Here is a 20,887-nt window from a genome sequence, read left to right as displayed (position 1 = left end):
CCCGCCCCTGCCGAAATCGGCCGAGTAAATTCACCGGGAATCACGGCGCGTCGCTGCCGGCCACGCCCACGCTGGAGGTGGGCGGAAGGTCTGAAGCGAACTCGTCGAGAGCGACCGCCGGGTGCTCTGCCAATCGGTCCGGTTCGCTGGTTGCGCTGACACGCTGACGTACCTACACCACCGAGCGCACGAGGAGTGTCTCCTTGCCGTCCCGGACGCGGTGGCGTGGTGCTGGACCCGCGGCGGCACCTGGCGCACTGCGGTGGAGCCTCTCGTCGCCGAGGTCAGCGAGTCTGACAGGCGCCCAGAGAGCGCAAACCCGGCTCGCCCACCGTCCGGAAGGCTGCCGGGTTCACTTCACGGGGCTCGTGCCCCGTGCGACCACCGTTGACCCACACAGGTGACCCGCACCACGTGACGTGGATCGCACTCCGTGAGGATCCGCACAGGCAGCTGCGTCGCGAACAGGCTTAGGTTAGGTTAACCTAACGGACATTCAGTTAGGTATGCCTAACCAACCTCGGTTCGTCACGAAGGAGCCCGTCCTCGCATGTCGTACCCCATCGACGCCCGACCATCCCGGCGGCGACTCCTCGCCCTCGGCGCCGCTGCCGCGGCCGGTTCGCTGCTCAGTGGCTGTGGCACGGGTGGCGACGCCGCCGGCTCGTCAGCCACCCCCTCGACCTCGCAACCGAACGAGCGCACGCGCTGGTCGTTCACCGACGACCGCGGCGAGACGATCACCGCCGACACCACCCCCTCCCGCATCGTGGCTTTCACCGGCACAGCGGCCGCGCTCGTCGACCTGGGGCTGGAGGACAAGATCGTCGGAGTCTTCGGCGAGACCACCAACCAGGACGGCACGCCCCACCCGCAAGCCGGCGACCTGGACGTCGACAAGGTGGCGATCCTCGGCAACGTCTGGGGCGAGTTCAACGTCGAGAAGTACGCCGCCCTGCGACCAGACCTCCTGGTCACCCACATGTACGACCCGGGCTCTCTGTGGTACGTGCTGGAGGAGAGCAAGGACGCGATCCTGCGGGTCGCCCCCAGTGTCGCGATCAACGTCGCACGGGTGCCGATCCTCGAGCCGATCCAGCGCTACGCCGAGCTCGCGGAGGCGCTGGGCGCCGACCTCACCTCGTCCGCTGTCACCGAAGCCAAGGCGCGCTTCGAGGCCGCCGCTGACTCCCTGCGCGAGGCGGTGCGCGCGAACCCCGGCATCAAGGTCATGGCCGCGTCCGGCAGCCAAGACCTCCTCTACGTGTCGAACCCGAAGGTCAATACCGACCTTCTCTTCTTCGCCGAGCTTGGCGTGGACCTCGTCCAACCGGAGAAGCTCGACGCCGGCGGCTACTACGAGAGCCTCAGCTGGGAGAACGCCGACACGTACGCCGCCGACCTGATCCTGCTGGACAGCCGCAGCACGGCCCTGCAGCCGGACGACCTCGCCGCGATGCCGTCCTGGACCCGGCTACCTGCCGTCAAGGCCGACCAGATCACACCATGGGACTCCGTCCCTCGCTTCTCCTACAAGGGGTTCGCGCCGAACCTGGAACGCCTCGCCGAGGCGATCAGGAAGGCGCGCAGGGTTCGCTGACCGTCGAGACCGGACACCGCCATGCAGCACGGGGACCCTCACCACACCATGCCAGCGGACCTCACGCGACCAGACGCCGTTGACGCCGCGTCGTACTTGCTCACCAACGACAGCGTGGACCGGTACCGACGCACCGTTCGCGAGGGGATCGAGCGAGTCGCGGATCGCATCAGGCGTACGGAGCAACCCTTCAGCGGGATCACACCCGGCTCACTCGCCCGCCAGATCGGCGAGATCGACCTCGACCGGCCGCTCCACGACCTCACCGCCGCGCTCGACGAGTTGGAGGAGGTCTACCTTCGCGACGCGGTCTACTTCCACCATCCGCGCTACCTCGCCCATCTCAACTGTCCGGTGGTGATCCCGGCCCTCGTGGCCGAAGCGATCCTCTCGGCGGTGAACTCCTCGCTCGACACCTGGGACCAGAGCGCCGGGGGCACGCTCATCGAGCGGCACCTCATCGCGTGGACGGCACGTCGCCTCGGCTTCGGTGACACCGCCGATGGCGTCTTCACCAGCGGTGGCACCCAGTCGAACCTCCAGGCGCTCCTGCTCGCTCGGGAGGAAGCCCTCGGAGGCGCTGGAGACGACGCCGGCAGACAGCACCTTCTGCCGCGCCTCCGCATCCTGGCGTCTGAGGCGAGCCACTTCAGCGTCCGCAAGTCGGCGACCCTGCTGGGCCTCGCGGCCGACGCCGTGCGCACGGTGGCGACTGACGCGAAGCGGCGCATGCGCCCGGACGCCCTCGCCCGTGAGCTCCGTCGGTGCCGACGGCACGGTGACCGGGTCATGGCCGTCGTCGCGACCGCGGGGACGACCGACTACGGCACCATCGACCCGCTTCCGGCGATCGCCGACGTGTGCGCGTCGGAGCAGACCTGGCTGCACGTCGACGCCGCCTACGGATGCGGGCTTCTCGTCTCCCCCACTCGCCGACACCTGCTTGACGGCATCGAACGCGCGAACTCGGTGACCGTCGACTACCACAAGTCCTTCTTCCAACCGGTCAGCTCCAGTGCCGTCGTCGTGCGCGACGGCTCCGTCCTCCGTCACGTCACCTATCACGCGGACTACCTCAACCCAGTCCGCGCCGCCGAGCAGGACATCCCCAACCAGGTCGACAAGAGCCTGCAGACCACCCGCCGCTTCGACGCGCTCAAGCTCTGGCTCACCCTCCGCGTCATGGGCCCCGAGACGCTCGGCAGACTCTTCGACCAGGTCGTGGATCTGGCATCGAAGGCGTGGGAGCTGCTGGCCCACGACCCACGGTTCGAGGTCGTCGCCCCGTCACAGCTCAGCACGCTGGTGTTCCGCTACGTACCGCCGGACGGGCCGGGCCGCAAGCTCATCGACGACGCGAACTTGTACGCGCGCGACGCGCTGGCCGCCTCCGGCGAAGGGATGGTCGCCGCCACGACCGTGAACGGCGAGCACTACTTGAAGTTCACTCTCCTCAACCCCACGACCACTCTGGACGACATCGCGTACGTGCTGGACCTGCTCGCCGAGCACGCCCACCGTTACGTGTGTGAGCGGCTGCCCGACGGATGCGGCGCCGGACCGCACGTCGATGACAGCCCACCCACCACCCGACGTCCCGACGAGCCCTGACCCCGGAGACCCGCCATGTCCGACGTCACCCACGACCTCGTCGCGATCGGCCTCGGCCCGTTCAACCTCGGCCTGGCCTGCCTCACCGATCCGATCGACGCACTCGATGGGGTGTTCCTGGAGCGGCGACCGCATTTCGACTGGCATCCGGGCATGCTCTTGGAGTCCGCCCGCCTGCAGACGCCGTTCCTGTCCGACCTGGTGACGCTGGCCGACCCGACGTCGCCGTTCTCCTTCCTCAACTTCTTGAAGGAGACCGGCCGACTCTATCCCTTCTACATCCGGGAGAACTTCTATCCGCTGCGCAGCGAGTACAACGCCTACTGCCGTTGGGCGGCGGAGAAGCTCGACACCCTTCGCTTCGGCCACGACGTGACGTCGGTCGAGTACGACGAGACCGACGAGTGCTACGTGGTGCGTGCCGTCCGCACCGACACCCGCGACACGGTCGAGTTCCGTGGTCGGCACATCGTCGTCGGCACCGGGACCGCGCCGTACCTTCCGAGTGCCTGTCAGGGGATCGGCGGCGACTTCCTGCACAGCGCTGACTACCTCCAGCGCCGGGATGAGGTGCGCCGCAAGGACAGCATCATGGTCGTCGGCAGCGGGCAAAGCGCCGCGGAGATCGTCTACGACCTCCTGAGCGACATCGACACCTACGGCTACCGGCTCACCTGGGTCACGCGGTCGCCGAGGTTCTTCCCCCTGGAGTACACCAAGCTCACGCTGGAGATGACCTCACCCGACTACGTGGACTACTTCCACGCTCTCCCGGAGGAGACCCGACACAAGCTGGCGGGAGAACAGGGCGCTCTCTACAAGGGGATCAACGCCGACCTCATCAACGACATCTTCGACCTGCTCTACCAGAAGAGCGTTCACGGACCGGTGCCGGTCCAGCTGCTCACGAACGCCGAGCTGACCAGCGCCGCCTACGATGACGCGACATCCACCTACACGCTCGGCTTCCACCACGTCGAGCAAGACCGGGACTTCTCCCTGAGCACGCAGGGCCTCATCCTCGCCACCGGCTACGTGTTCCGCGTCCCGAGCTTCCTCAATCCCGTGCTCGGCCGAATCCGATGGGACCGTTACGGCCACATCGACATCGCGCGTAACTACAGCATCGACGTCACCGGCCGCGGCATCTTCCTCCAGAACGGCGGCGTGCACGCGCACAGCGTCTCCTCCCCCGACCTCGGCATGGGGGCCTACCGCAACGCGTGGATCATCCGCGAGATCCTCGGGCGGGAGTACTACCCGATCGAGAAGACGGTCACGTTCCAGGAGTTCGGGGTCCCGGAGGGTGTCGCGCCATGACCGACTCTCCGAGTGACGCCGTGGGTGGGATCGTCTTCACCCGCCACGACCCCGCGCTGGGTGACTTCGCCCTCCGCAGGCTCGACCTGGACACAGACGCCGCACTCGTCCACCAGTGGGTGACCCATCCCAAGGCGGTGTTCTGGATGATGCAGGACGCCGACCTGGCAACGGTCACCGCTGCGTACCGGGCCGTCCTCGACGACCCACACCGGGACGCGTTCCTCGGACTCGCCAACGACACGCCCGCCTTCCTGGTGGAGCGGTACGATCCAGCGCACGTCGAGCTGGTCGGCCTGTACGACGCCCAGGAGGGCGACGTGGGCATGCACGTCCTGTGCGCGCCCACCGACGTCCCCGTCCACGGCTTCACCCGCGCCGTCTTCCGCACGGTCATGGAGTTCCTCTTCGCCGACCCGGCGACCCGTCGCGTCGTCGTGGAGCCTGACGTCCGCAACACGGCAGTCCACAAGCTCAACGCGTACGTCGGCTTCCAGGTGGTCGGTGTCGTCACCAAACCGGAGAAGAAGGCGCTGCTGAGCGTCTGCACGCGCGAGCAGTACCTGGCCACGCTCGAGGGAGCCGACACATGATCTCGGACCCCCAAGCGGCCGTCGCGCACCTGACACCCGAGGCGTGGGCAGCGGCCAACGAGCGACTGGTGCGCAAGGCGCTGGCCGAGTTCTCCCACGAGCGTCTCGTCACCCCTAAGCAGGTCAGCGACGGTGCCTACGTCGTTCGCAGCGACGACGACGCGGTGGAGTACCGGTTCACCGCCGAGGTGATGGCTCTCGACCACTGGCGGATCACCCCGGGAAGCGTCCGCCGCCGCAGGGTGCTCGACGGTGAGCAGCTGTCACTCGACGCCGGCGACCTCATCGTGGAGCTCCGGGACTCGCTCCGACTCACCGACGAGATCATCCCCGTCTACCTCGAGGAGATCACCTCGACCCTGGCGAGCATGGCCTACAAGCTCAGCCGCCCGGTCCTGCGCGCCGCCGACCTCGTGGAGGCCGACTTCCAGACCATCGAGGCCGCCATGGTGGACGGCCACCCGTGCTTCATCGCCAACAGTGGACGGATCGGCTACGGCGTCGACGACCACCACGCCTACGCTCCCGAAACCGCGAACCCGATTCGCCTCCTCTGGGTGGCCGCGCACCGGGATTACACGACGTTCACCTGCTCGCCGGACGTGGACTACGAGGACCTCATGCGGGCCGAGCTCGGCGAGGCCACGCTACGGCGCTTCGCCGCGACCATGGCGGGCCTCGGCCTCGACCTGGCCGACTACCTGCTCATCCCCGTGCACCCCTGGCAGTGGTGGACCAAGCTCGCGGTCACGTTCGCCCGCGAGGTCGCCCTGCGTCACCTGGTCTGTCTCGGCCCCGGCGACGACGACTACCGCCCTCAGCAATCGATCCGCACGTTCTTCAACGTGAGCGCGCCGCACAAGCACTATGTCAAGACGGCGTTGTCGGTGCTGAACATGGGCTTCATGCGTGGGCTATCAGCCGCCTACATGGAGGCCACGCCCGCGATCAACGACTGGGTGGCGAACCTCATCGCCGGCGACGACGTCCTCCGCCGGACGAGGGTGTCCATCCTCCGGGAGAGAGCGGCCGTCGGCTACCGCCACCGGCAGTTCGAGGCCGTCACCGACAGGACCTCGCCGTACCGGAAGATGCTCGCCGCACTGTGGCGGGAGAGCCCGATCCCCAGGTTGGAGCCGGGCCACCGCCTCGCCACCATGGCCTCCTTGCTCCACGTCGACCAGGACGGCCAGTCCTTCGCCGCCGCGTTGATCGAGCGGTCAGGGCTCTCCCCCGCCGCGTGGCTGCGTCGCTACCTCGACGCCTACCTCGTGCCGCTGCTGCACTTCGTCTACGCCTACGGCGTCGCGTTCATGCCGCACGGGGAGAACGTCATCCTCGTCTTACGGGACGCCGCGGTGGAGCGGGTCATCCTCAAAGACATCGGCGAAGAGGTCGTGGTCATGGACCCGTCGACGCCGGTGCCGCCGGAGATCGCGCGGATCCGTGCCCACGTGGACGAGGCCGAGCAGCTGCTCGCGATCTTCACGGACGTCTTCGACTGCTTCTTCCGCTTCCTCAACGCCGTCCTCGTCACCGCCGGCGTCCTCGACGAGGAGACCTTCTGGCGGACGGTGGCGGAGTGCGTCGCCGACTACCAGGCGTCGGTCCCTCAGCTGGCCGAGCGGTTGCGTCGACTCGACATCTTCGCCACGACGTTCCCGCTCTCGTGCCTGAACCGACTCCAGCTGCGGAACAACCGGCAGATGCTCGACCTCGCCGATCCTTCGAGCGCGCTGCAGTTCGCCGGTGAGCTGGAGAACCCGATCGCGCCGTTCCGGCCGACGTCGTGAGGCGGCCGTGGCCGCCGACGACCTGGACGTCACGTGCCGCCCTGATGACCCGGTGGCTGGGCTGCGGTGGACGCGGCGTCACGAGGCCCACTGGCTGGCATGCCTCATGCCCATGCCGTCTCGACATCCGCGGCGATGCGCGTCCCGTGCTCCTCGCCCCGGCAGATGCCGGCGATGACGCCTTCCCTCTCGATGTCGAAGACGTGCAGCGGGATCCTCTGGTCCCGGGCGAGGACGAAGGCCGCCTGGTCCATGACACGCAGGCCCTGCGTGAGCGCGTCGTCGTAGGTGAGGAAGCGGTAGCGACGTGCCTCGGGTTGCGTGTTGGGATCCCGGTCGTAGACCCCGTCCGTTCCGTGCTTGGCGATGAGGATCGCCTCGGCCTCGATCTCCGCCGCCCGCTGCACCGCCGGGTAGTCCGTGGTGACGAACGGCTGGCCGATCCCACCCGCCAGGATGACGATCCTGCCCTTCTCGAGGTGCCTGATCGCGCGCAGGCGGATGAAGGGCTCCGCGACTGCGCTGATCGGCACGGCGGTCATGACGCGAACGTCGTAGTCACTCACGACGCTCAGCCGCCCACGCAGGAGGATCGCGTTGATGACCGTCGCGAGCATGCCGATGTTGTCGGCCTCGACCCGGTCGATGCCCCACGCCTCAGCGGACGATCCCCGGAAGATGTTGCCACCGCCGACGACGATGGCGACCTGCGTCCCGACCTCCCGTGCCGCGAGCACCTCGCGGGCCAGATGGTCGAGCGCCTCAGGGCTGAACCCGGATCCCTGAGGACCGGCCACCGCCTGACCGCTGAGCTTGATCAGGACTCGTCGCAGCTGGGGCATCTCACTCCTCTCGACGCGACTGGCGCTTCCCGACCTTACGGCCTCGAGCTCACTCGTCCGGCTCGTCGAGCTCGTCAGCGCACGACGACTTGCCCGTCCGCTCACGATGCTCGCGCAGCCGTCCACCTGCGGTCAGCGACGTGGATTCGGTTGACCCGCCGCTGGCCACTTCCTAGCCTCGCGTTCGCAGCTGGCCAGAAATCGATTTCCAACCGTCGAAGGAGCTGTGGCCATGCATCGCAGGGCTCTCCTCACCGCCGCCGCGTTGGCCGCTCCGTTGGCCGCCCTCCCCACGCGCGACGCCACGGCGGCCACGCGCACACGTCCCCGACCCAAGCCCGCTGAGGGGGTCTCGACCATGCAGGCGCCAGGGCCGACCGTCCCGGGCCCCAGCCTCGCCGAGATGGTGGCGAAGCTCACCGGATACGACTCCATCAACGAGACCGACACCCGCTACCAGGTCATGGGCACCGACCTCGGCGTGATGTGGGACAACGGGTCGGGCCAGATCCTCATGGCGTTCGGCGACACCTTCGGCAAAGGCCACGTCGGAGGCGGCCAGTTCGGCGAGGACTGGCGCTCCAACACGCTCGCGCGGTCCTCTGACCGGAACCTGGCCGACGGCATGCACTTCGACGACATGGTGGTCGACCAGCCCGGTCACGCCAAGGAGCTCCTCGCCTCGAAGAAGGTCGACCACGACGAGATCACCGTGATCCCGAACTCCGGGGTGAGCGTCGGCGGCCGCCAGTACCTGCACTACTTCTCCCAGAACCACTGGGGCCCGTGGAACACGAACTACGGCGGCATCGCCTACTCCGACGACAACGGCGAGACCTGGACGAAGAGCGACGTCCGCTGGGAGAACTCCGCCCCACGGTGGGACCGCTACTTCCAGATCGGCTCCCTGCTCCGGCACGACGGCTACGTCTACTTGTTCGGGACGGGAAGCGGACGCTTCTACGACATCCGACTGGCTCGAGTGCCAGAGGGCAAGGTCCTCGACATGGCGGCCTGGCGGTACTGGAACGGCGCCACCTGGACGCGCCACGAGGCCGACGCCATTCCCGTCGTCGCCGCGCCGTCGGGCGAGCTCTCGGTGCTCTACAACGCCTACCTCGACCGGTGGGTCATGATGTACCTGGACGAGTACCGCGCCGCCATCGTCATGCGGGAGGCTCGCTCGCTCACCGGCCCGTGGAGCGGCCAGCGCGTGGTCGTCCGCGGTGGCCCCGATGGCGAGTACCCCGGTCTCTACGCGCCCTTCATGCACCCGTGGTCGGCCGCTTCCGGCGAACCGGACCTCTACTTCGCCATGTCGTGGTGGCCGCCCTACAACGTCTACCTCATGCGCACGCGGCTCGACCGGGACGTCGACACCGACAACCTGCTCAGCGACCCGGGCTTCGAGGAGCAACCCGACCACCAGGTCCGGGTGCCGTGGTACGTGAGTGGTCAGGGCGGGATCGACCGCGACGGGCAGCTCTCCCGCTCCGGTAAGAACAACGGCTACGTCCGCGCGGCGCAAGGCTGGAACGCGCTCACTCAACCGGTCGTGGTGGCGCCGCGGCGCAACTACCGCCTGACGGCCTGGCTGCGGTCATCCGAGCGTCTCCCGCCCGCGGGGGCTCTCGGCGTGCGGAGCCAGCACGGCACGATCGCGCAGACCACGTTCGGGTACCTGCCCGACTACACCGAGGTCACGGTGGACTTCAACCCCGGAAACTCGACGAACATCGAGATCTTCGCCGGCTTCTGGGGCAACGGCGCCGACGCCTGGGTTCAGGTGGACGACGTCTCGCTGCGGCTGCGGTAGCGGTCATTCGCCGGACGTGGCGGCGGGCACCACATCACGCCGCCACGTCCCGGTCACAGCGTGAGCGCGCGGTAGATCGCCACCACGGTCGCCGCGCCGATGATCTCATCCTTCGTCGATCATGTGGACCGCCTCGGACAGCGGGACCCAGCGCACCATCGTTGACGTCGGGTCGGTCCGCACCCGGTCGGCGCCCCGCGCCACGTAGATCTCCTGTGGTTGATCCAGCCGATCGACGGCTGGAACGTGACGAGGTGCTTCATGCTGCCCGGCCGCCACCACGTCGTGGACGGGCAGGTCGGGGCCGGTCACTCGTTTGGAATCGCTCGCTCGGCGACCGGCCCCGGGACGTCGCATCAGGCGGCGCCGACGTAGGCCGCGAGGTGCTCGCCGGTGAGGGTGGAGCGAGCCGCGACGAGGTCGGCCGGAGTGCCCTCGAAGACGATCTGACCGCCGTCGTGGCCAGGACCGGGGCCGAGGTCGATGATCCAGTCCGCGTGCGCCATGACCGCCTGGTGGTGCTCGATGACGATGACCGACTTGCCGGAGTCGACCAGCCGGTCGAGCAGGCGCAGCAGGTGCTCGACGTCGGCCAGGTGCAGACCGCTGGTCGGCTCATCGAGGATGTAGACGCCGCCGTCACTCCCCATGTGGGTGGCCAGCTTGAGCCGCTGCCGCTCGCCGCCGGACAGGGTTGTGAGCGGCTGACCCAAGGTGAGGTAGCCGAGTCCCACGTCGGCGAGGCGCTCCAGGATGGTGCGGGCAGCCGGCACCTTCGACTCACCGGAGCTGAAGAACTCCAAGGCCTCGTCCACCGACATGGCAAGAACCTCGGCGATGTTGCGGCCACCGAAGGTGAGCTCCAGCACCGACGCCTGGAACCTGCGTCCCTCGCACTCCTCGCACGGGACCGCGACGCCGGCCATCAGCGCCAGGTCGGCGTAGATGACGCCCGCGCCGTTGCACGTCGGGCAGGCGCCTTCGGAGTTGGCGCTGAACAGTGCCGGCTTCACGCCGTTGGCCTTGGCGAACGCCTTGCGAATCGGGTCGAGCAGACCGGTGTAGGTCGCCGGGTTGCTGCGTCGAGAGCCCTTGATCGGCGTCTGGTCGACCGCCACCACGCCCTCGCGGCCGGCGACCGAGCCGTGGATCAACGAGCTCTTGCCCGAGCCGGCCACACCCGTCACCACGACCAGCACGCCGAGCGGGATGTCGACGTCGACGTCCTTCAGGTTGTGGGTGTTGGCGCCACGCACCTCCAGCACACCCGTGGGTTTCCGCACCGAGGGCTTCAAGCTAGCCCGGTAGTCCAGGTGCCGTCCGGTGAGCGTGCCGCTGGCCCGCAGCCCCTCCACCGTTCCTTCGAACACCACCTCGCCCCCAGCGGTTCCGGCGCCCGGCCCGAGGTCGACGACGTGGTCGGCGATCTCGATGATCTGCGGCTTGTGCTCCACGACCAGCACGGTGTTGCCCTTGTCGCGCAAGCTCCGCAACAGGTCGTTCATCCGCTGGATGTCGTGCGGATGCAGCCCGGCGGTCGGCTCGTCGAACACGTAGGTGACGTCGGTCAGCGGCGACCCGAGGTGACGGATCATCTTGACGCGCTGTGCCTCACCACCAGAGAGCGTGCCCGACGGACGGTCGAGTGAGAGGTAGCCCAGCCCGATCTTCACGAACGCGTCGAGGGTGCGTTGGAGGTTGGCCAGCAAAGGCGCCACCGACGGCTCGTCGATGTCGCGCAGCCACTCGGCCAGGTCGAGGATCTGCATCGCGGAGACGTCCGCGATGCTCAGGCCCTTGATCTTCGAGGACCGGGCGGTCTCGTTGAGGCGAGTGCCGTCACAGTCCGGACAGACGCCGAACGTCACCGCGCGATCCACGAACGCGCGAACGTGCGGCTGCATCGCCTCCCGGTCCTTGGAGAGGAACGACTTCTGGAGCCGCGGGATCAATCCCTCGTAGGTGACGTTGACCCCGTCGACCTTGATCTTGGTCGGCTCCTTGTAGAGGAGGTCGCTCAGCTCGCGCTTGGTGAACTTGCGAATCGGCTTGTCGGGGTCGAAGAAGCCGCAGCCGCGGAAGATACGCCCGTACCAGCCGTCCATGCTGTATCCGGGGATCTTGAGCGCACCCTCGTTCAGCGACAGGTTCTCGTCGTACAACGCGGACAGGTCGAACTCGCTCACCCGGCCGAGGCCCTCGCAGCGCGGGCACATGCCACCGAGGATGCTGAACTCGCGGCGCTCCTTCACCTGCCGCCCACCGCGCTCGAAGGTGACCGCGCCAGCGCCGCTGATCGTCGCGACGTTGAAGGAGAACGCCTGGGGCGAGCCGATGTGTGGCTTGCCGAGCCGGCTGTACAGGATCCGCAACATCGCGTTGGCATCGGTCACGGTGCCGACCGTGGAGCGAGGGTTGGCGCCGATCCGCTCCTGATCCACGATGATCGCGGTGGTGAGCCCTTCCAGCACGTCGACGTCCGGCCGAGCCATCGTCGGCATGAAACCCTGGATGAACGCGCTGTAGGTCTCGTTGATCAGCCGCTGGGACTCGGCGGCGATGGTGCCGAACACCAGCGAGCTCTTGCCGGAGCCAGAGACACCGGTGAAGACGGTGAGCCGGCGCTTCGGGATCTCTACGTGAACGTCCTTGAGGTTGTTCTCCCGCGCGCCCCGCACACGGATCCAGTCGTGGCTGTCGGCGGGATGGGTCGCCTGCGAGTCCGTTGCCATGCTGTTGGGTCACCTCGCGATCGGATGGGCCGCGGCCGTGGTGTCGTCGCGGTCGCCAGCTCGTCCGGGTCGTTCGAGCAGGGCTCCTGCTCGTCTGTGCCGATTCCTTGTGGGGTTGACGTCCTTTCTGGCATGTGTCGCCCGGCCGGTGCGACGACCGGGCGACACGTCTCAGACCAGCCAGCGCCCGTCCCGCATCAGCGTGCGGCCGGAGAGCTCGTTCTCCTCACGCCAGGCCTGGATGCGGCGTGGGAAGACGCGAAACCACCGGTACGGCGTGGCAAGGGTGCGTGGGTCGAAGCCGGTGCGCTCGGCGAACCGGTCCCCCTGTTCCCGCGGCAGTGCGTCGATCTCGAGAACCTCGACGTCGCCCTCGATGATGGTCACGTCGCGGGTCTCGCCCAGCGCCAACCGGGCGACCCGAGTGGCGGCGAGGTTCCGCCCGGTCGGGCTGTCCCCCGGCGTGGCCAACAGCAGCGCCTCACCGTCCCAGTCGAACGACAGCGGCACCAGGTACGGCGTGCCGTCCGGGGAGGCACTGGCGACCCAGACGTCGACATCACCGGCGAGCCGGCGCTCGGTGTCGCGTCGCCGCTGCTCGCGGGAGCGAGGAGGCATGACCTCGGTCTCGGCCTGCGTCACCGAAGCTCCTGGATCCGGACCATGTTCCCGGCAGGGTCGCGGAACGCGCAGTCGCGGGCGCCCCACGGCTGCTCGGTCGGCTCCTGCATGACCTCCGCGCCGCTGGCCTGCACCCGCTCGAAGACGGCGTCCAGGTCCTTCGTCGCCAGCATGATGCTGGCGTAGGTGCCCTTGGCCATCATCTCGGTGATGACGCGGCGTTCCTCGTCGGTGACGCCGGGGTCAGCGCCCGGCGGGTGCAAGACGATGTTCACCTCGGGCTGACCGGGCGGTCCGACCGTGTTCCACTGCAGCCCGTTGAATTCGACCTGCTTGCGAACTTCGAAGCCGAGGGCGTCACGGTAGAAGGCGAGGGACGCCTCGGGGTCGTCGTGTGGCAGGAAGGTTGTGTGAATGATGACGTCCATGGCGTCACGCTAACGACGGCCGTGTGGCCCGCGCTTCTCGATTCCTGATCGGTCGGGTCACCTTCTTGGCCACGCACGGCGGTAGCCCGGCCGCCGTGCCCGCGACCTGCCGCTGGTAGACGCTGGGCGGCACCCCGACCAGCTCGGTGAAGCGGGTGCTGAAAGTGCCCAGCGACGAGCAGCCCACCGCGAAGCAGACCTCCGTGACGCTCATGTCACCCCGCTGCAGGAGCGCCATCGCACGCTCGATGCGCCGGGTCATGAGGTAGCTGTAAGGTGACTCTCCGTAAGCAGCCCGGAACAGTCGGCTGAGGTGACCGGCGGACATACCCACACCGCGAGCCAGCTCCTCGACATTGAGCGGCTGGGCGTATTCCCGGTCGATCCTGTCGCGAACCCGACGCAGCAGCTTGAGATCGCGAAGACGCTGCGCCTCAGCGGAGTTACGAGCCACGCTCCGGATGGTGCCACAGCCCGTCGACGTCCGCCTAGCACTGCGCTGATCTGGGCTTTTGCCAGATCGACCGAAGTGTCCCAGGTCCGACGGCGAGCTCCGATCAGGCGCCGACGTCGGAGCCCGATCGCCGGTGAGCCGCCCCTCCGGGCGCGCTCGTGGGCGTGACCGCCGACCGACGCCCACCGCGAAGCCGGTCGCGGCTGGCAAGGGCTGGCCCCTCCCGCCCACCGGTACGCTGCGAGGGCCAGCGACGACGCTATCCGGCGCGGCGCACACAGGACGCGAGGAGAGCGCGCCGAAGCGCGTCGAGCGCACCCTTCAGGTCAGCCGGGGGAAGGAAGCCGAAACCCAGGTAGGAGACGTTCGGCACGTCGTCGAACCACTCGCCGTGCGCGAGGTGAGCGCCCAGCTCAGCGGTCTCCTGGCGAAACCGGTCGAGGTCGACGGCGGGGCCCAGTCGAATCGCGCACGTGGCGCCGGCATCCGGGCGGACCCACTCGACCAGGTCGCTGTTGGCCCGGACCCAGTCCTCGGTCATCGCGAGGTTTTCCGCGAGCCACGAACGCCGCTCGGCGAGGATCTCGTCCTCACGCGCGAACAGCCGGAGCGCCAGCGCCTCGGACACCGGCGAGTGGGAGATGACCGTCTTGGCCTTCGCCATGATCAACGCGGCCACCAGCTCAGCGTCCGTCGTCACGACCCATCCGATCCGCAGTCCCGCCGCGCCGTGGCACTTCGACACCGACGCCACCGACACGACTCTCGGCCCCAGGCTCACGGCGGGGTGCGCGAGCGGGGCGTCGCCGTACACAGCCGTCCGATAGGTGTCATCGACCAGCAGGGAGGCGGTCGGACAGATCTCGGCCATCGCGTGGGCGACCTCTCGCAGCGTCGACAGCGGTATCGCGACACCAGACGGGTTCTGTGGTGTGGTGAGGCTGACCAGCCTCGTGTCGGGCGTCAGGTGCGCACGAACCGCGTCGGCGGTGAGTCGGTACCCCTCGTCGAACGTCAGGGGGACGACACGCACGTCCGCACCGAGTGACTCGACGATGGTGCGCGTGATCGGGAACAGCGGCGCGGTCATGACGACCTGAGCACCGGGCTCCACGAGCAGGTACGAGAGCAGGAAGACCCCGTGCACCCCGCCGACGGTGACGACGACGTCGTCCGGGCCGACGCCGTACCGCTCGGCGATCGCTCTCCGCAGCTCGGCGTCACCCGCGCAGGTCCCGTAGCCCAGCTCGAGGTCAGCCAGCTCGGGGCTCAGCAGGTCGGCGAGCCGGAGGCTCGGGCCGATACTGTCGCCCAGCTCGTACCGGGGCTGTTGGTCGATCAACGTCAGGATCTCGTGCGGCGAGAACGTCGGCATACCGCCATGGTCCTGGGCGGTCTCGACCGAGAGGAGTGCCAATCGGGCACTATTGGTCTGCAAATGAGACCAATTGAGTTGGCCGATCGGTTGGGCCGCTGGTCGTCCGGGCGCGGGCCCCTGTACGTGCTGCTCGCGTCACGGTTGCGACAGCTGATCGACGACGGCGAACTGCCGCCCGGCGAGCTCCTCCCGCCCGACCGCGCGCTCGCCGCCGCCCTCGCAGTCGGACGGACGACCGTCGTGGCGGCCTACGACCTCCTCCGCGCGGAAGGACGGATCACGCGGCGACAAGGCAGCGGCACCCGCGTCGCCGGTGAGCCCAACGGCGCGCGAGCGAAGGACGCACCCATCGATCCCTTCTTCGTCGACTCCTTGGAGAGGCCCGACGACGTCCTCCACGCCGTGTGCGCGGCGCCCGACGAGCCTCCGAGCTTCGTGGCGGAGGCGTTCCAGCGGATCGCCCCCGAGCTCGGTCGGATCCAGGACGACCTCGGCTACTACCCGTACGGTCATCCGTCGTTACGAGCGGCGCTGGCGGAGCGGTACACCAGTCGCGGCGCGCCGACGACGCCCGACCAGATCCTGGTCACCAACGGCGGTCAGCAGGCCCTCTCCCTGCTCGCCCACGCGCTCCTCTCACCGGGCGACCAGGTGCTCGTCGAGGCACCGACGTATCCCGGCGCGCTGGAGGTGTTCCGGAGGCATGGCGCCGTCCCCCGCGGCCTACCGGTCGGGCTGGACGGGCTGGAGGCCACGGTCCGTGAACGGCGTCCCGCGCTCGCCTACGTCATCCCGACGTACCACAACCCCACCGGATCCGTGCTCCCGACGCTCGCTCGGCAACGGCTCGCGAGCTCCGACGTTCCGCTGATCGAGGACGAGGTGCCGGCGGACCTTCGCTTCCCCGGTGAGCAGGTGCCGGCGCCGATCGCGGCGTACGGCGACTCGGTGATCTCGGTCGGCTCACTCAGCAAGAGCATCTGGGGCGGCCTGCGCATCGGTTGGGTTCGAGCGTCCACGCCGCTGATCAACCGGCTCGCCCGCCTCCGGGCGGTCCACGACCTCGGCGGCGACGTGCCCACGCAGCTGGCCGCGGTCCAGCTGCTGCCGTTCCTCGATGACCCAGCTCTGCACCAGACGCTCAAGGCTCGGCACGACCACCTGCGTTCCCTGCTCGCGACGAAGCTCCCGGACTGGGAGGTCCCGACCGTCACCGGCGGGCAGTGCCTGTGGGTGCGACTGCCGTACGGCGACGGCTCGTCCTTCGCCCAGACCGCCCTCCGCCACAAAGTCGCCATCCTCCCCGGCTCCGGCCTCGACGTCACCGGCCGCAGCGACCAGTACATCCGCCTGCACTACCGAGCCTCCCAGGCGAAGCTCACCGAAGCCGTCCACCGGCTCGCGGCCGCGTGGTCCGCGTACAGTCCACCGACCACCCACGCCGCCAAGCGGCCCGTCCTCGTCGTCTGAGCGGGCCGACCGGTCGGCGCGAGGTTCCCCGGGCGTCGTCGCCGAGAATGTTCAGGCGTCCCGGTGGCCGCGAACGCCCGTCCCGGCCGCGAGCCAGCTCCTCCTGAACCTCACCAGGGCTTCTCCCAGACCGACACGTGCTTGGTGCTCTCCGCCGTGAGCTCGGATCGGTCCCAGTCCGACCAGCGGTACTTCAGCCTCATGCCGGCGATTCGCGCCATGAGGTCCAGCTCGCTCGGCCAGACGTACCGGAAGGGAATGCGGCGGAACCTGCCCCTCCCGTCCGGGGAGACGGTCACATGGTTCGACGTGAACTGCTGGGTCACGACGTCGAACTGGTCGAACCCGAGGTAGCCGCCACCGTGGCCGTCAGGCTCCACCGCGAACGGCACGGTGTCCTGCCCCGGGGGCAGGCGACGCAGGCTCGGCAGACCGACCTCGATCAGGAACAGCCCACCGGGCCGAAGGTGCGCGGCCGCGTTGCGGAACACCTCGACCTGTCCGTCCTGCGTGGTGACGTTCGAGATCGTGTTGAAGACCAGGAAGACCAGCGAGAACTCGCCCGGCACCCGGGTCGTCCGCATGTCGCCGATCGTGACCTTGACCGCCTCACCACCCGGCTTGTCGGGAATCCGCGCCGCCATCGCCTTGCTCAGCTCGATGCCGCTCACCGGCACGCCACGCGCGGCCAGCGGCGCGGCGATCCGGCCGGTCCCCACCGCGAACTCCAGCACCGGACCGCCCTCAGCCAGGTCCTCAAGGACGTCCACGATGGGCGTCACGACCTCGGGAGCGTTCGCACCGCCAGGTGCGTCGTACTCCGCCGCGACGCTCTCGGGGAACCAACCGTCCGATGGATCGTCATACGGCTGGCGAGTGGCCGGCCCGTGCGTGTTCACCTCATCCGTCACGGGACCGACGCTACGACAGCGCTCAGCCGGACCTCATCCGATTTTCCGGCGACGACATCGAGCGTTCTCCCGTGACGACGGCGAGCCAGACCCTGCTCTCCGAGCGGCGCCAGATTGGAAGGAGGCCATGCCCGTGGGCCTCCACGTACCCACGGCGGACTCGGCGACGTGGTCGCCGTTCGCTAACCCTCGTCTCGAAGGGTGATAGCGCGCTTGCAGGCCTCGTTGAGATGCCGACGCATGGCCTCAGCTGCCCCGTCGACGTCACGGCGTTCGATTGCGGTCACGATCGCTTCGTGCTCAGCGACAGTGACATCGGCCTTCGATGCTCGGCTCTGGACCCGTAGCAGGTGCAAATGACAGTGTGTGCGCTCGAATGCCCGGGCAACCTGACGGTTTCCACACAGCTCCATCAGCAGGCCGTGGAACCTGATGTCGTGATCACAGAGCAAGCGGTAGGGAGACTCCGGCCCGGATCGCAGGGCACTGGTGAACCTGGTCAGCTCGGCCCGCAACCCGCTGACATCGATGTGACGAGCTGCCGCCGCTACCTGTGCCGCGGCCCACGGCTCCAGAAGGAGGCGGAGCTCGAAGAGTTCGATCATCTCGTCCGTCGTCAGCAGCTCGGTCGCGAAGTAGCCGCGTTGTGGCCGCTTGACGACGAGGCCTTCGGACTCGAGACGGGCAAGCGCCTCACGCACAGGGGTGTGCGAGACCCCAAGCGCCTCGGCAAGCCGTCCGATGATCAGGCTCTGTCCAGGCTTGATCGTCTGGTCCATCAAGAGGTTTCGGACGGCCTGAGCGACCTCGTCGACGAGCACCCGTCGAGGCGCGAGGCGCTCGAGCGGAAGCGGATCAGCTGACACCTGCCACCACCTTGCATCGAGCGTCAACCCCATGAGGGATGAGCGGCATCCTACATATATACGCTATATCGTCACGGTCTCTCTTGACAGAGATCAAAGGACGCCTCAACGCCTGAGATCAACCCATCACGCCGACCCGTTCGGAGCGGACCCCCACGGTCTCGAGCCACGGCCCCGCATCTCCTCGACGAGCGAAATCGACCGCGAGACAGGCGTTCTGCCTGAAGCACGTCGCGCTGGGCTGGCAAACCGCCCACCCTCCATCGACCGGTTCGACGCTCCACAGCATCTCCGCACGGCGACCAGGACGACGTGGGAGGGCAGACAGCGCGACCGGACTTGGCCACGAGTCTAGACAGTAGATCTATCTCATATACATTTTCCTTCACCGATGACGGCGATCCGGCTCCGGACTGGCGTCATGACCGACGTCAGATACGAGTCGCCGGTGCCTCCGGTCAGCGTGCGCGGGCGACGTGCGATATCCGGACGCGTTGCCGCCCCTCTACATCCGACCGATCACCAAGCATTCCGAGCCGGTGCGAGGCATCTCCCGGCATGTGAAGAGGAGAACGACATGGCGGAAGAGCACCACGGCACATCGAAGGACCCTGCCGTGAGCGGCATGTCGCGGCGGCAATTCGTCACCCACGCGTTGGGCATCGGCCTCTCCGCAGCCTCCACCGCTGCGTTCCTGGCCAGTTGCAGCGGCGGCGGCAATCCGCAGGGCGGCTCCGTGCCCGAGGATCCGCTGGCGCAGAAGGGTGGGCCCAAGTCATCACCGAACAACGACCCGATCTATCCCGAGGGATACGTCGGCCCGGTCGCGTCGCACAAGCAACCGCTCGTCAAGGAGAGGGTCACGCTCCGGATCGTCGTGCCGCAGAACACAGCCGTCGGCGACTGGAAGGAGAACCTCTTCACGAAGTGGTACGAGGAGATCACGGGCGTGCACATCGAGTGGCACGTGGTCGCGGGCGAAGCAGGCTCCTCTGACGCGATGACGAAGGTCAACGCGATGATCGCGTCCGGAGACCTGCCGGACGCGTTCATGAACATCGACTTCAGCCCTGCGCAGCAGATGCTCTACGGCTCCCAGGGTCTGTTCGTACCGCTCAATGACCTGATCGACGAGTACTGCGTCGAGATCAAGCGGATCTTCGAGGCGTACCCGGACGTCAAGGAGCTCGTCACCGCCAACGACGGCAACATCTACACGATGCCCTACGTCAATGACTGCTTCCACTGCAACTGCGGCATCCAGCGGATGTGGATCTACAAGCCTTGGCTCGACGAGCTCGGCTTGAGCATGCCGACCACTCTCGACGAGTTCGAGGACGTCCTCACCGCCTTCGTCAACGAGGACCCGAACCGCAACGGGAAGAAGGACGAGCTCCCGCTCATGGGCCACGCACATCCTGGGTGGCCGGCACCGTTGAGCAACTTCTTCATGGGGTCGTTCATGTACAACCCGGGAGGGCCCGCGAGCAACCGTCCTTACCCGTGGCTGTACCTCAACGACGGCAAGGTCGACATCGTCGTGAACAAGCCCGAGTGGCGGGAAGGGTGGCGCTACCAGAACCGGCTGTACCGAAAGGGCCTGATCGCCAAGGAGTCCTTCACCCAGGACCTGGAGGCGCTCCAGCGCATCGGAAACCGCGAGGGCGACAACATCCTCGGCGTCGTACGCGCGTGGGACTGGGGCAGCTTCATGACTGTCGACGCCTCGGATCCCGACGCCCGCTGGCACGGCTACGTGTGCGTGCCCACCCTGAAGGGTCCGGACGGGACCGCGATCTCGTCCTGGAACTACTACGGGAAGGCCGGCAACAACGCTGGCTTCGTTGTGACCAGCGCGTGCAAGTACCCAGGACTCGCCGTGCAATGGGCCGATGGGCTGTACGAGCTTGAAGCTCAGCTCCGGCTCTACTACGGCGACATCAACGAGGGCTGGCGTTGGGCGAAAGAAGGCGAGAAGGGTATCAACGGAAAGCAGGCTCTCTACAAGGCTCTCATCACCTGGCCTCCGGAGGACGGCATCTGGTGGGGGCAGCTGGGTCTGAGCTTCCGCTCGAACGAGTTCCGGCTGTCTGAGGCGGTCGACCCCAAGGCTCCAACGTTCGAGCAGCCGCTGTACGAGGAGTCGAAGAAGTACTACGAGGCGCGTCAGGACCAGCGTCTCCAGCTTCCGCTTGTCTACCTCACCGAGGAGCAGGCCAGTATCACGAGCGAGATCGAGCTGGCGATCGAGAACCACGTGCTGCAGCACGAAGCCAAGTTCACCATGGGCGAGCTCGACATCAACGACAACGCCGCCTGGGAGACCTACGTCGACACGCTCAACCGGATCGGCCTCGAGAACTACCTCCGGGCGTACCAGGAGGCCTACGACGCCAAGTACTCCTGAGCACCAGTCCTACAGGTGAGTCGCGGCCAACGGGTACGGCGAGGA

17 protein-coding genes are annotated in these 20,887 nt (G+C 67.9%); 8 read left to right on the top strand and 9 right to left on the bottom strand.

Annotation, left to right across the window (positions count from 1 at the left end; genetic code table 11):
- The first annotated feature begins 550 nt into the window (after nucleotides 1-550).
- From DFJ64_RS13135 to DFJ64_RS13115, 5 genes are read left to right on the top strand one after another with little or no spacing between them, the layout of a single operon-like run.
- Nucleotides 551-1,600 carry an ABC transporter substrate-binding protein gene (locus DFJ64_RS13135; protein WP_115850711.1) on the top strand — a complete coding sequence of 350 codons (1,050 nt, stop codon included), beginning with the start codon at nucleotides 551-553 and terminating at the stop codon, nucleotides 1,598-1,600.
- A 48-nt stretch (nucleotides 1,601-1,648) separates the two neighbouring features.
- Nucleotides 1,649-3,211 carry a pyridoxal phosphate-dependent decarboxylase family protein gene (locus tag DFJ64_RS13130; protein ID WP_211310610.1) on the top strand — a complete coding sequence of 521 codons (1,563 nt, stop codon included), beginning with the start codon at nucleotides 1,649-1,651 and terminating at the stop codon, nucleotides 3,209-3,211.
- Nucleotides 3,212-3,226: 15 nt separating this feature from the next.
- The gene (locus DFJ64_RS13125) at nucleotides 3,227-4,531 is read left to right on the top strand and encodes a lysine N(6)-hydroxylase/L-ornithine N(5)-oxygenase family protein (protein ID WP_115850709.1); all 1,305 of its coding nucleotides are present in this window, start codon (nucleotides 3,227-3,229) and stop codon (nucleotides 4,529-4,531) included.
- On the top strand, nucleotides 4,528-5,124 hold the full coding sequence (locus DFJ64_RS13120; RefSeq protein ID WP_115850708.1) for a GNAT family N-acetyltransferase: 597 nt from the start codon (nucleotides 4,528-4,530) through the stop codon (nucleotides 5,122-5,124). The genes DFJ64_RS13125 and DFJ64_RS13120 overlap by 4 nt, the downstream gene beginning before the upstream one ends.
- Nucleotides 5,121-6,917, top strand: a complete 1,797-nt coding sequence (locus DFJ64_RS13115) for an IucA/IucC family protein (RefSeq protein WP_115850707.1) — start codon at nucleotides 5,121-5,123, stop codon at nucleotides 6,915-6,917. Before DFJ64_RS13120 ends, DFJ64_RS13115 begins: the two co-directional genes overlap by 4 nt.
- Nucleotides 6,918-7,021: 104 nt before the next feature.
- On the opposite strand, the gene pyrH is transcribed toward DFJ64_RS13115, so the two are convergent.
- Entirely contained in the window at nucleotides 7,022-7,759 is a 738-nt protein-coding gene (pyrH, locus tag DFJ64_RS13110) for a UMP kinase (RefSeq protein ID WP_115850706.1), read from the bottom strand.
- Nucleotides 7,760-7,991: 232 nt separating this feature from the next.
- On the opposite strand from pyrH, the gene DFJ64_RS13105 reads away from it, so the two are divergent.
- Complete coding sequence (locus DFJ64_RS13105; RefSeq protein ID WP_115850705.1) at nucleotides 7,992-9,575, top strand: glycoside hydrolase family 183 protein; 1,584 nt, start codon at nucleotides 7,992-7,994, stop codon at nucleotides 9,573-9,575.
- Between the two features lie 105 nt (nucleotides 9,576-9,680).
- Here the strand turns inward: DFJ64_RS13105 and DFJ64_RS13100 are convergent, their stop codons facing one another.
- From DFJ64_RS13100 to DFJ64_RS13075, 6 genes are all read right to left on the bottom strand, one after another.
- Nucleotides 9,681-9,887, bottom strand: coding sequence for a hypothetical protein (locus DFJ64_RS13100; protein ID WP_245941110.1), 207 nt, complete (start codon nucleotides 9,885-9,887; stop codon nucleotides 9,681-9,683).
- 44 nt (nucleotides 9,888-9,931) lie between these two features.
- Entirely contained in the window at nucleotides 9,932-12,307 is a 2,376-nt protein-coding gene (locus DFJ64_RS13095; protein WP_115850704.1) for an ATP-binding cassette domain-containing protein, read from the bottom strand.
- A gap of 171 nt (nucleotides 12,308-12,478) precedes the next feature.
- Nucleotides 12,479-12,949, bottom strand: a complete 471-nt coding sequence (locus tag DFJ64_RS13090; protein WP_245941109.1) for a pyridoxamine 5'-phosphate oxidase family protein — start codon at nucleotides 12,947-12,949, stop codon at nucleotides 12,479-12,481.
- Complete coding sequence (locus tag DFJ64_RS13085; RefSeq protein ID WP_115850703.1) at nucleotides 12,946-13,356, bottom strand: VOC family protein; 411 nt, start codon at nucleotides 13,354-13,356, stop codon at nucleotides 12,946-12,948. The genes DFJ64_RS13090 and DFJ64_RS13085 overlap by 4 nt, the downstream gene beginning before the upstream one ends.
- A 4-nt stretch (nucleotides 13,357-13,360) precedes the next feature.
- Nucleotides 13,361-13,810 carry a helix-turn-helix transcriptional regulator gene (locus DFJ64_RS13080; RefSeq protein WP_115850702.1) on the bottom strand — a complete coding sequence of 150 codons (450 nt, stop codon included), beginning with the start codon at nucleotides 13,808-13,810 and terminating at the stop codon, nucleotides 13,361-13,363.
- Between the two features lie 259 nt (nucleotides 13,811-14,069).
- A complete protein-coding gene (locus tag DFJ64_RS13075; RefSeq protein ID WP_115850701.1) occupies nucleotides 14,070-15,185 on the bottom strand; it encodes an aminotransferase class I/II-fold pyridoxal phosphate-dependent enzyme in 1,116 nt (371 codons plus the stop codon).
- A 63-nt stretch (nucleotides 15,186-15,248) separates the two neighbouring features.
- Between DFJ64_RS13075 and DFJ64_RS13070 the strand changes: the two genes are divergently transcribed.
- Complete coding sequence (locus DFJ64_RS13070) at nucleotides 15,249-16,658, top strand: aminotransferase-like domain-containing protein (RefSeq protein WP_115850700.1); 1,410 nt, start codon at nucleotides 15,249-15,251, stop codon at nucleotides 16,656-16,658.
- Between the two features lie 110 nt (nucleotides 16,659-16,768).
- On the opposite strand, the gene DFJ64_RS13065 is transcribed toward DFJ64_RS13070, so the two are convergent.
- Both DFJ64_RS13065 and DFJ64_RS13060 read right to left on the bottom strand, forming a co-directional pair.
- Nucleotides 16,769-17,569, bottom strand: coding sequence for a class I SAM-dependent DNA methyltransferase (locus DFJ64_RS13065; protein WP_245941108.1), 801 nt, complete (start codon nucleotides 17,567-17,569; stop codon nucleotides 16,769-16,771).
- 182 nt (nucleotides 17,570-17,751) lie between these two features.
- Nucleotides 17,752-18,435, bottom strand: coding sequence for a GntR family transcriptional regulator (locus DFJ64_RS13060; protein WP_170152606.1), 684 nt, complete (start codon nucleotides 18,433-18,435; stop codon nucleotides 17,752-17,754).
- Nucleotides 18,436-19,012: 577 nt separating this feature from the next.
- Between DFJ64_RS13060 and DFJ64_RS13055 the strand changes: the two genes are divergently transcribed.
- On the top strand, nucleotides 19,013-20,842 hold the full coding sequence (locus DFJ64_RS13055; protein WP_115850698.1) for an extracellular solute-binding protein: 1,830 nt from the start codon (nucleotides 19,013-19,015) through the stop codon (nucleotides 20,840-20,842).
- Nucleotides 20,843-20,887 lie beyond the last annotated feature (45 nt).

The organism is Thermasporomyces composti (assembly GCF_003386795.1).
Classification (GTDB): domain Bacteria; phylum Actinomycetota; class Actinomycetes; order Propionibacteriales; family Actinopolymorphaceae; genus Thermasporomyces; species Thermasporomyces composti.
The sequence above is the reverse complement of the archived record's forward strand: the minus strand, read 5'-3'. Positions and strand labels throughout refer to the sequence as shown.

Coding starts and splice junctions, on each gene's coding strand:
- DFJ64_RS13085 (WP_115850703.1), bottom strand. CDS start 13,356: ATGGACGTCATCATTCACACAACCTTCCTGCCACACGACGACCCCGAG.
- DFJ64_RS13075 (WP_115850701.1), bottom strand. CDS start 15,185: ATGCCGACGTTCTCGCCGCACGAGATCCTGACGTTGATCGACCAACAG.
- DFJ64_RS13125 (WP_115850709.1), top strand. CDS start 3,227: ATGTCCGACGTCACCCACGACCTCGTCGCGATCGGCCTCGGCCCGTTC.
- DFJ64_RS13105 (WP_115850705.1), top strand. CDS start 7,992: ATGCATCGCAGGGCTCTCCTCACCGCCGCCGCGTTGGCCGCTCCGTTG.
- DFJ64_RS13135 (WP_115850711.1), top strand. CDS start 551: ATGTCGTACCCCATCGACGCCCGACCATCCCGGCGGCGACTCCTCGCC.
- DFJ64_RS13070 (WP_115850700.1), top strand. CDS start 15,249: ATGAGACCAATTGAGTTGGCCGATCGGTTGGGCCGCTGGTCGTCCGGG.
- DFJ64_RS13120 (WP_115850708.1), top strand. CDS start 4,528: ATGACCGACTCTCCGAGTGACGCCGTGGGTGGGATCGTCTTCACCCGC.
- DFJ64_RS13115 (WP_115850707.1), top strand. CDS start 5,121: ATGATCTCGGACCCCCAAGCGGCCGTCGCGCACCTGACACCCGAGGCG.
- pyrH (WP_115850706.1), bottom strand. CDS start 7,759: ATGCCCCAGCTGCGACGAGTCCTGATCAAGCTCAGCGGTCAGGCGGTG.
- DFJ64_RS13130 (WP_211310610.1), top strand. CDS start 1,649: ATGCCAGCGGACCTCACGCGACCAGACGCCGTTGACGCCGCGTCGTAC.
- DFJ64_RS13095 (WP_115850704.1), bottom strand. CDS start 12,307: ATGGCAACGGACTCGCAGGCGACCCATCCCGCCGACAGCCACGACTGG.
- DFJ64_RS13055 (WP_115850698.1), top strand. CDS start 19,013: ATGGCGGAAGAGCACCACGGCACATCGAAGGACCCTGCCGTGAGCGGC.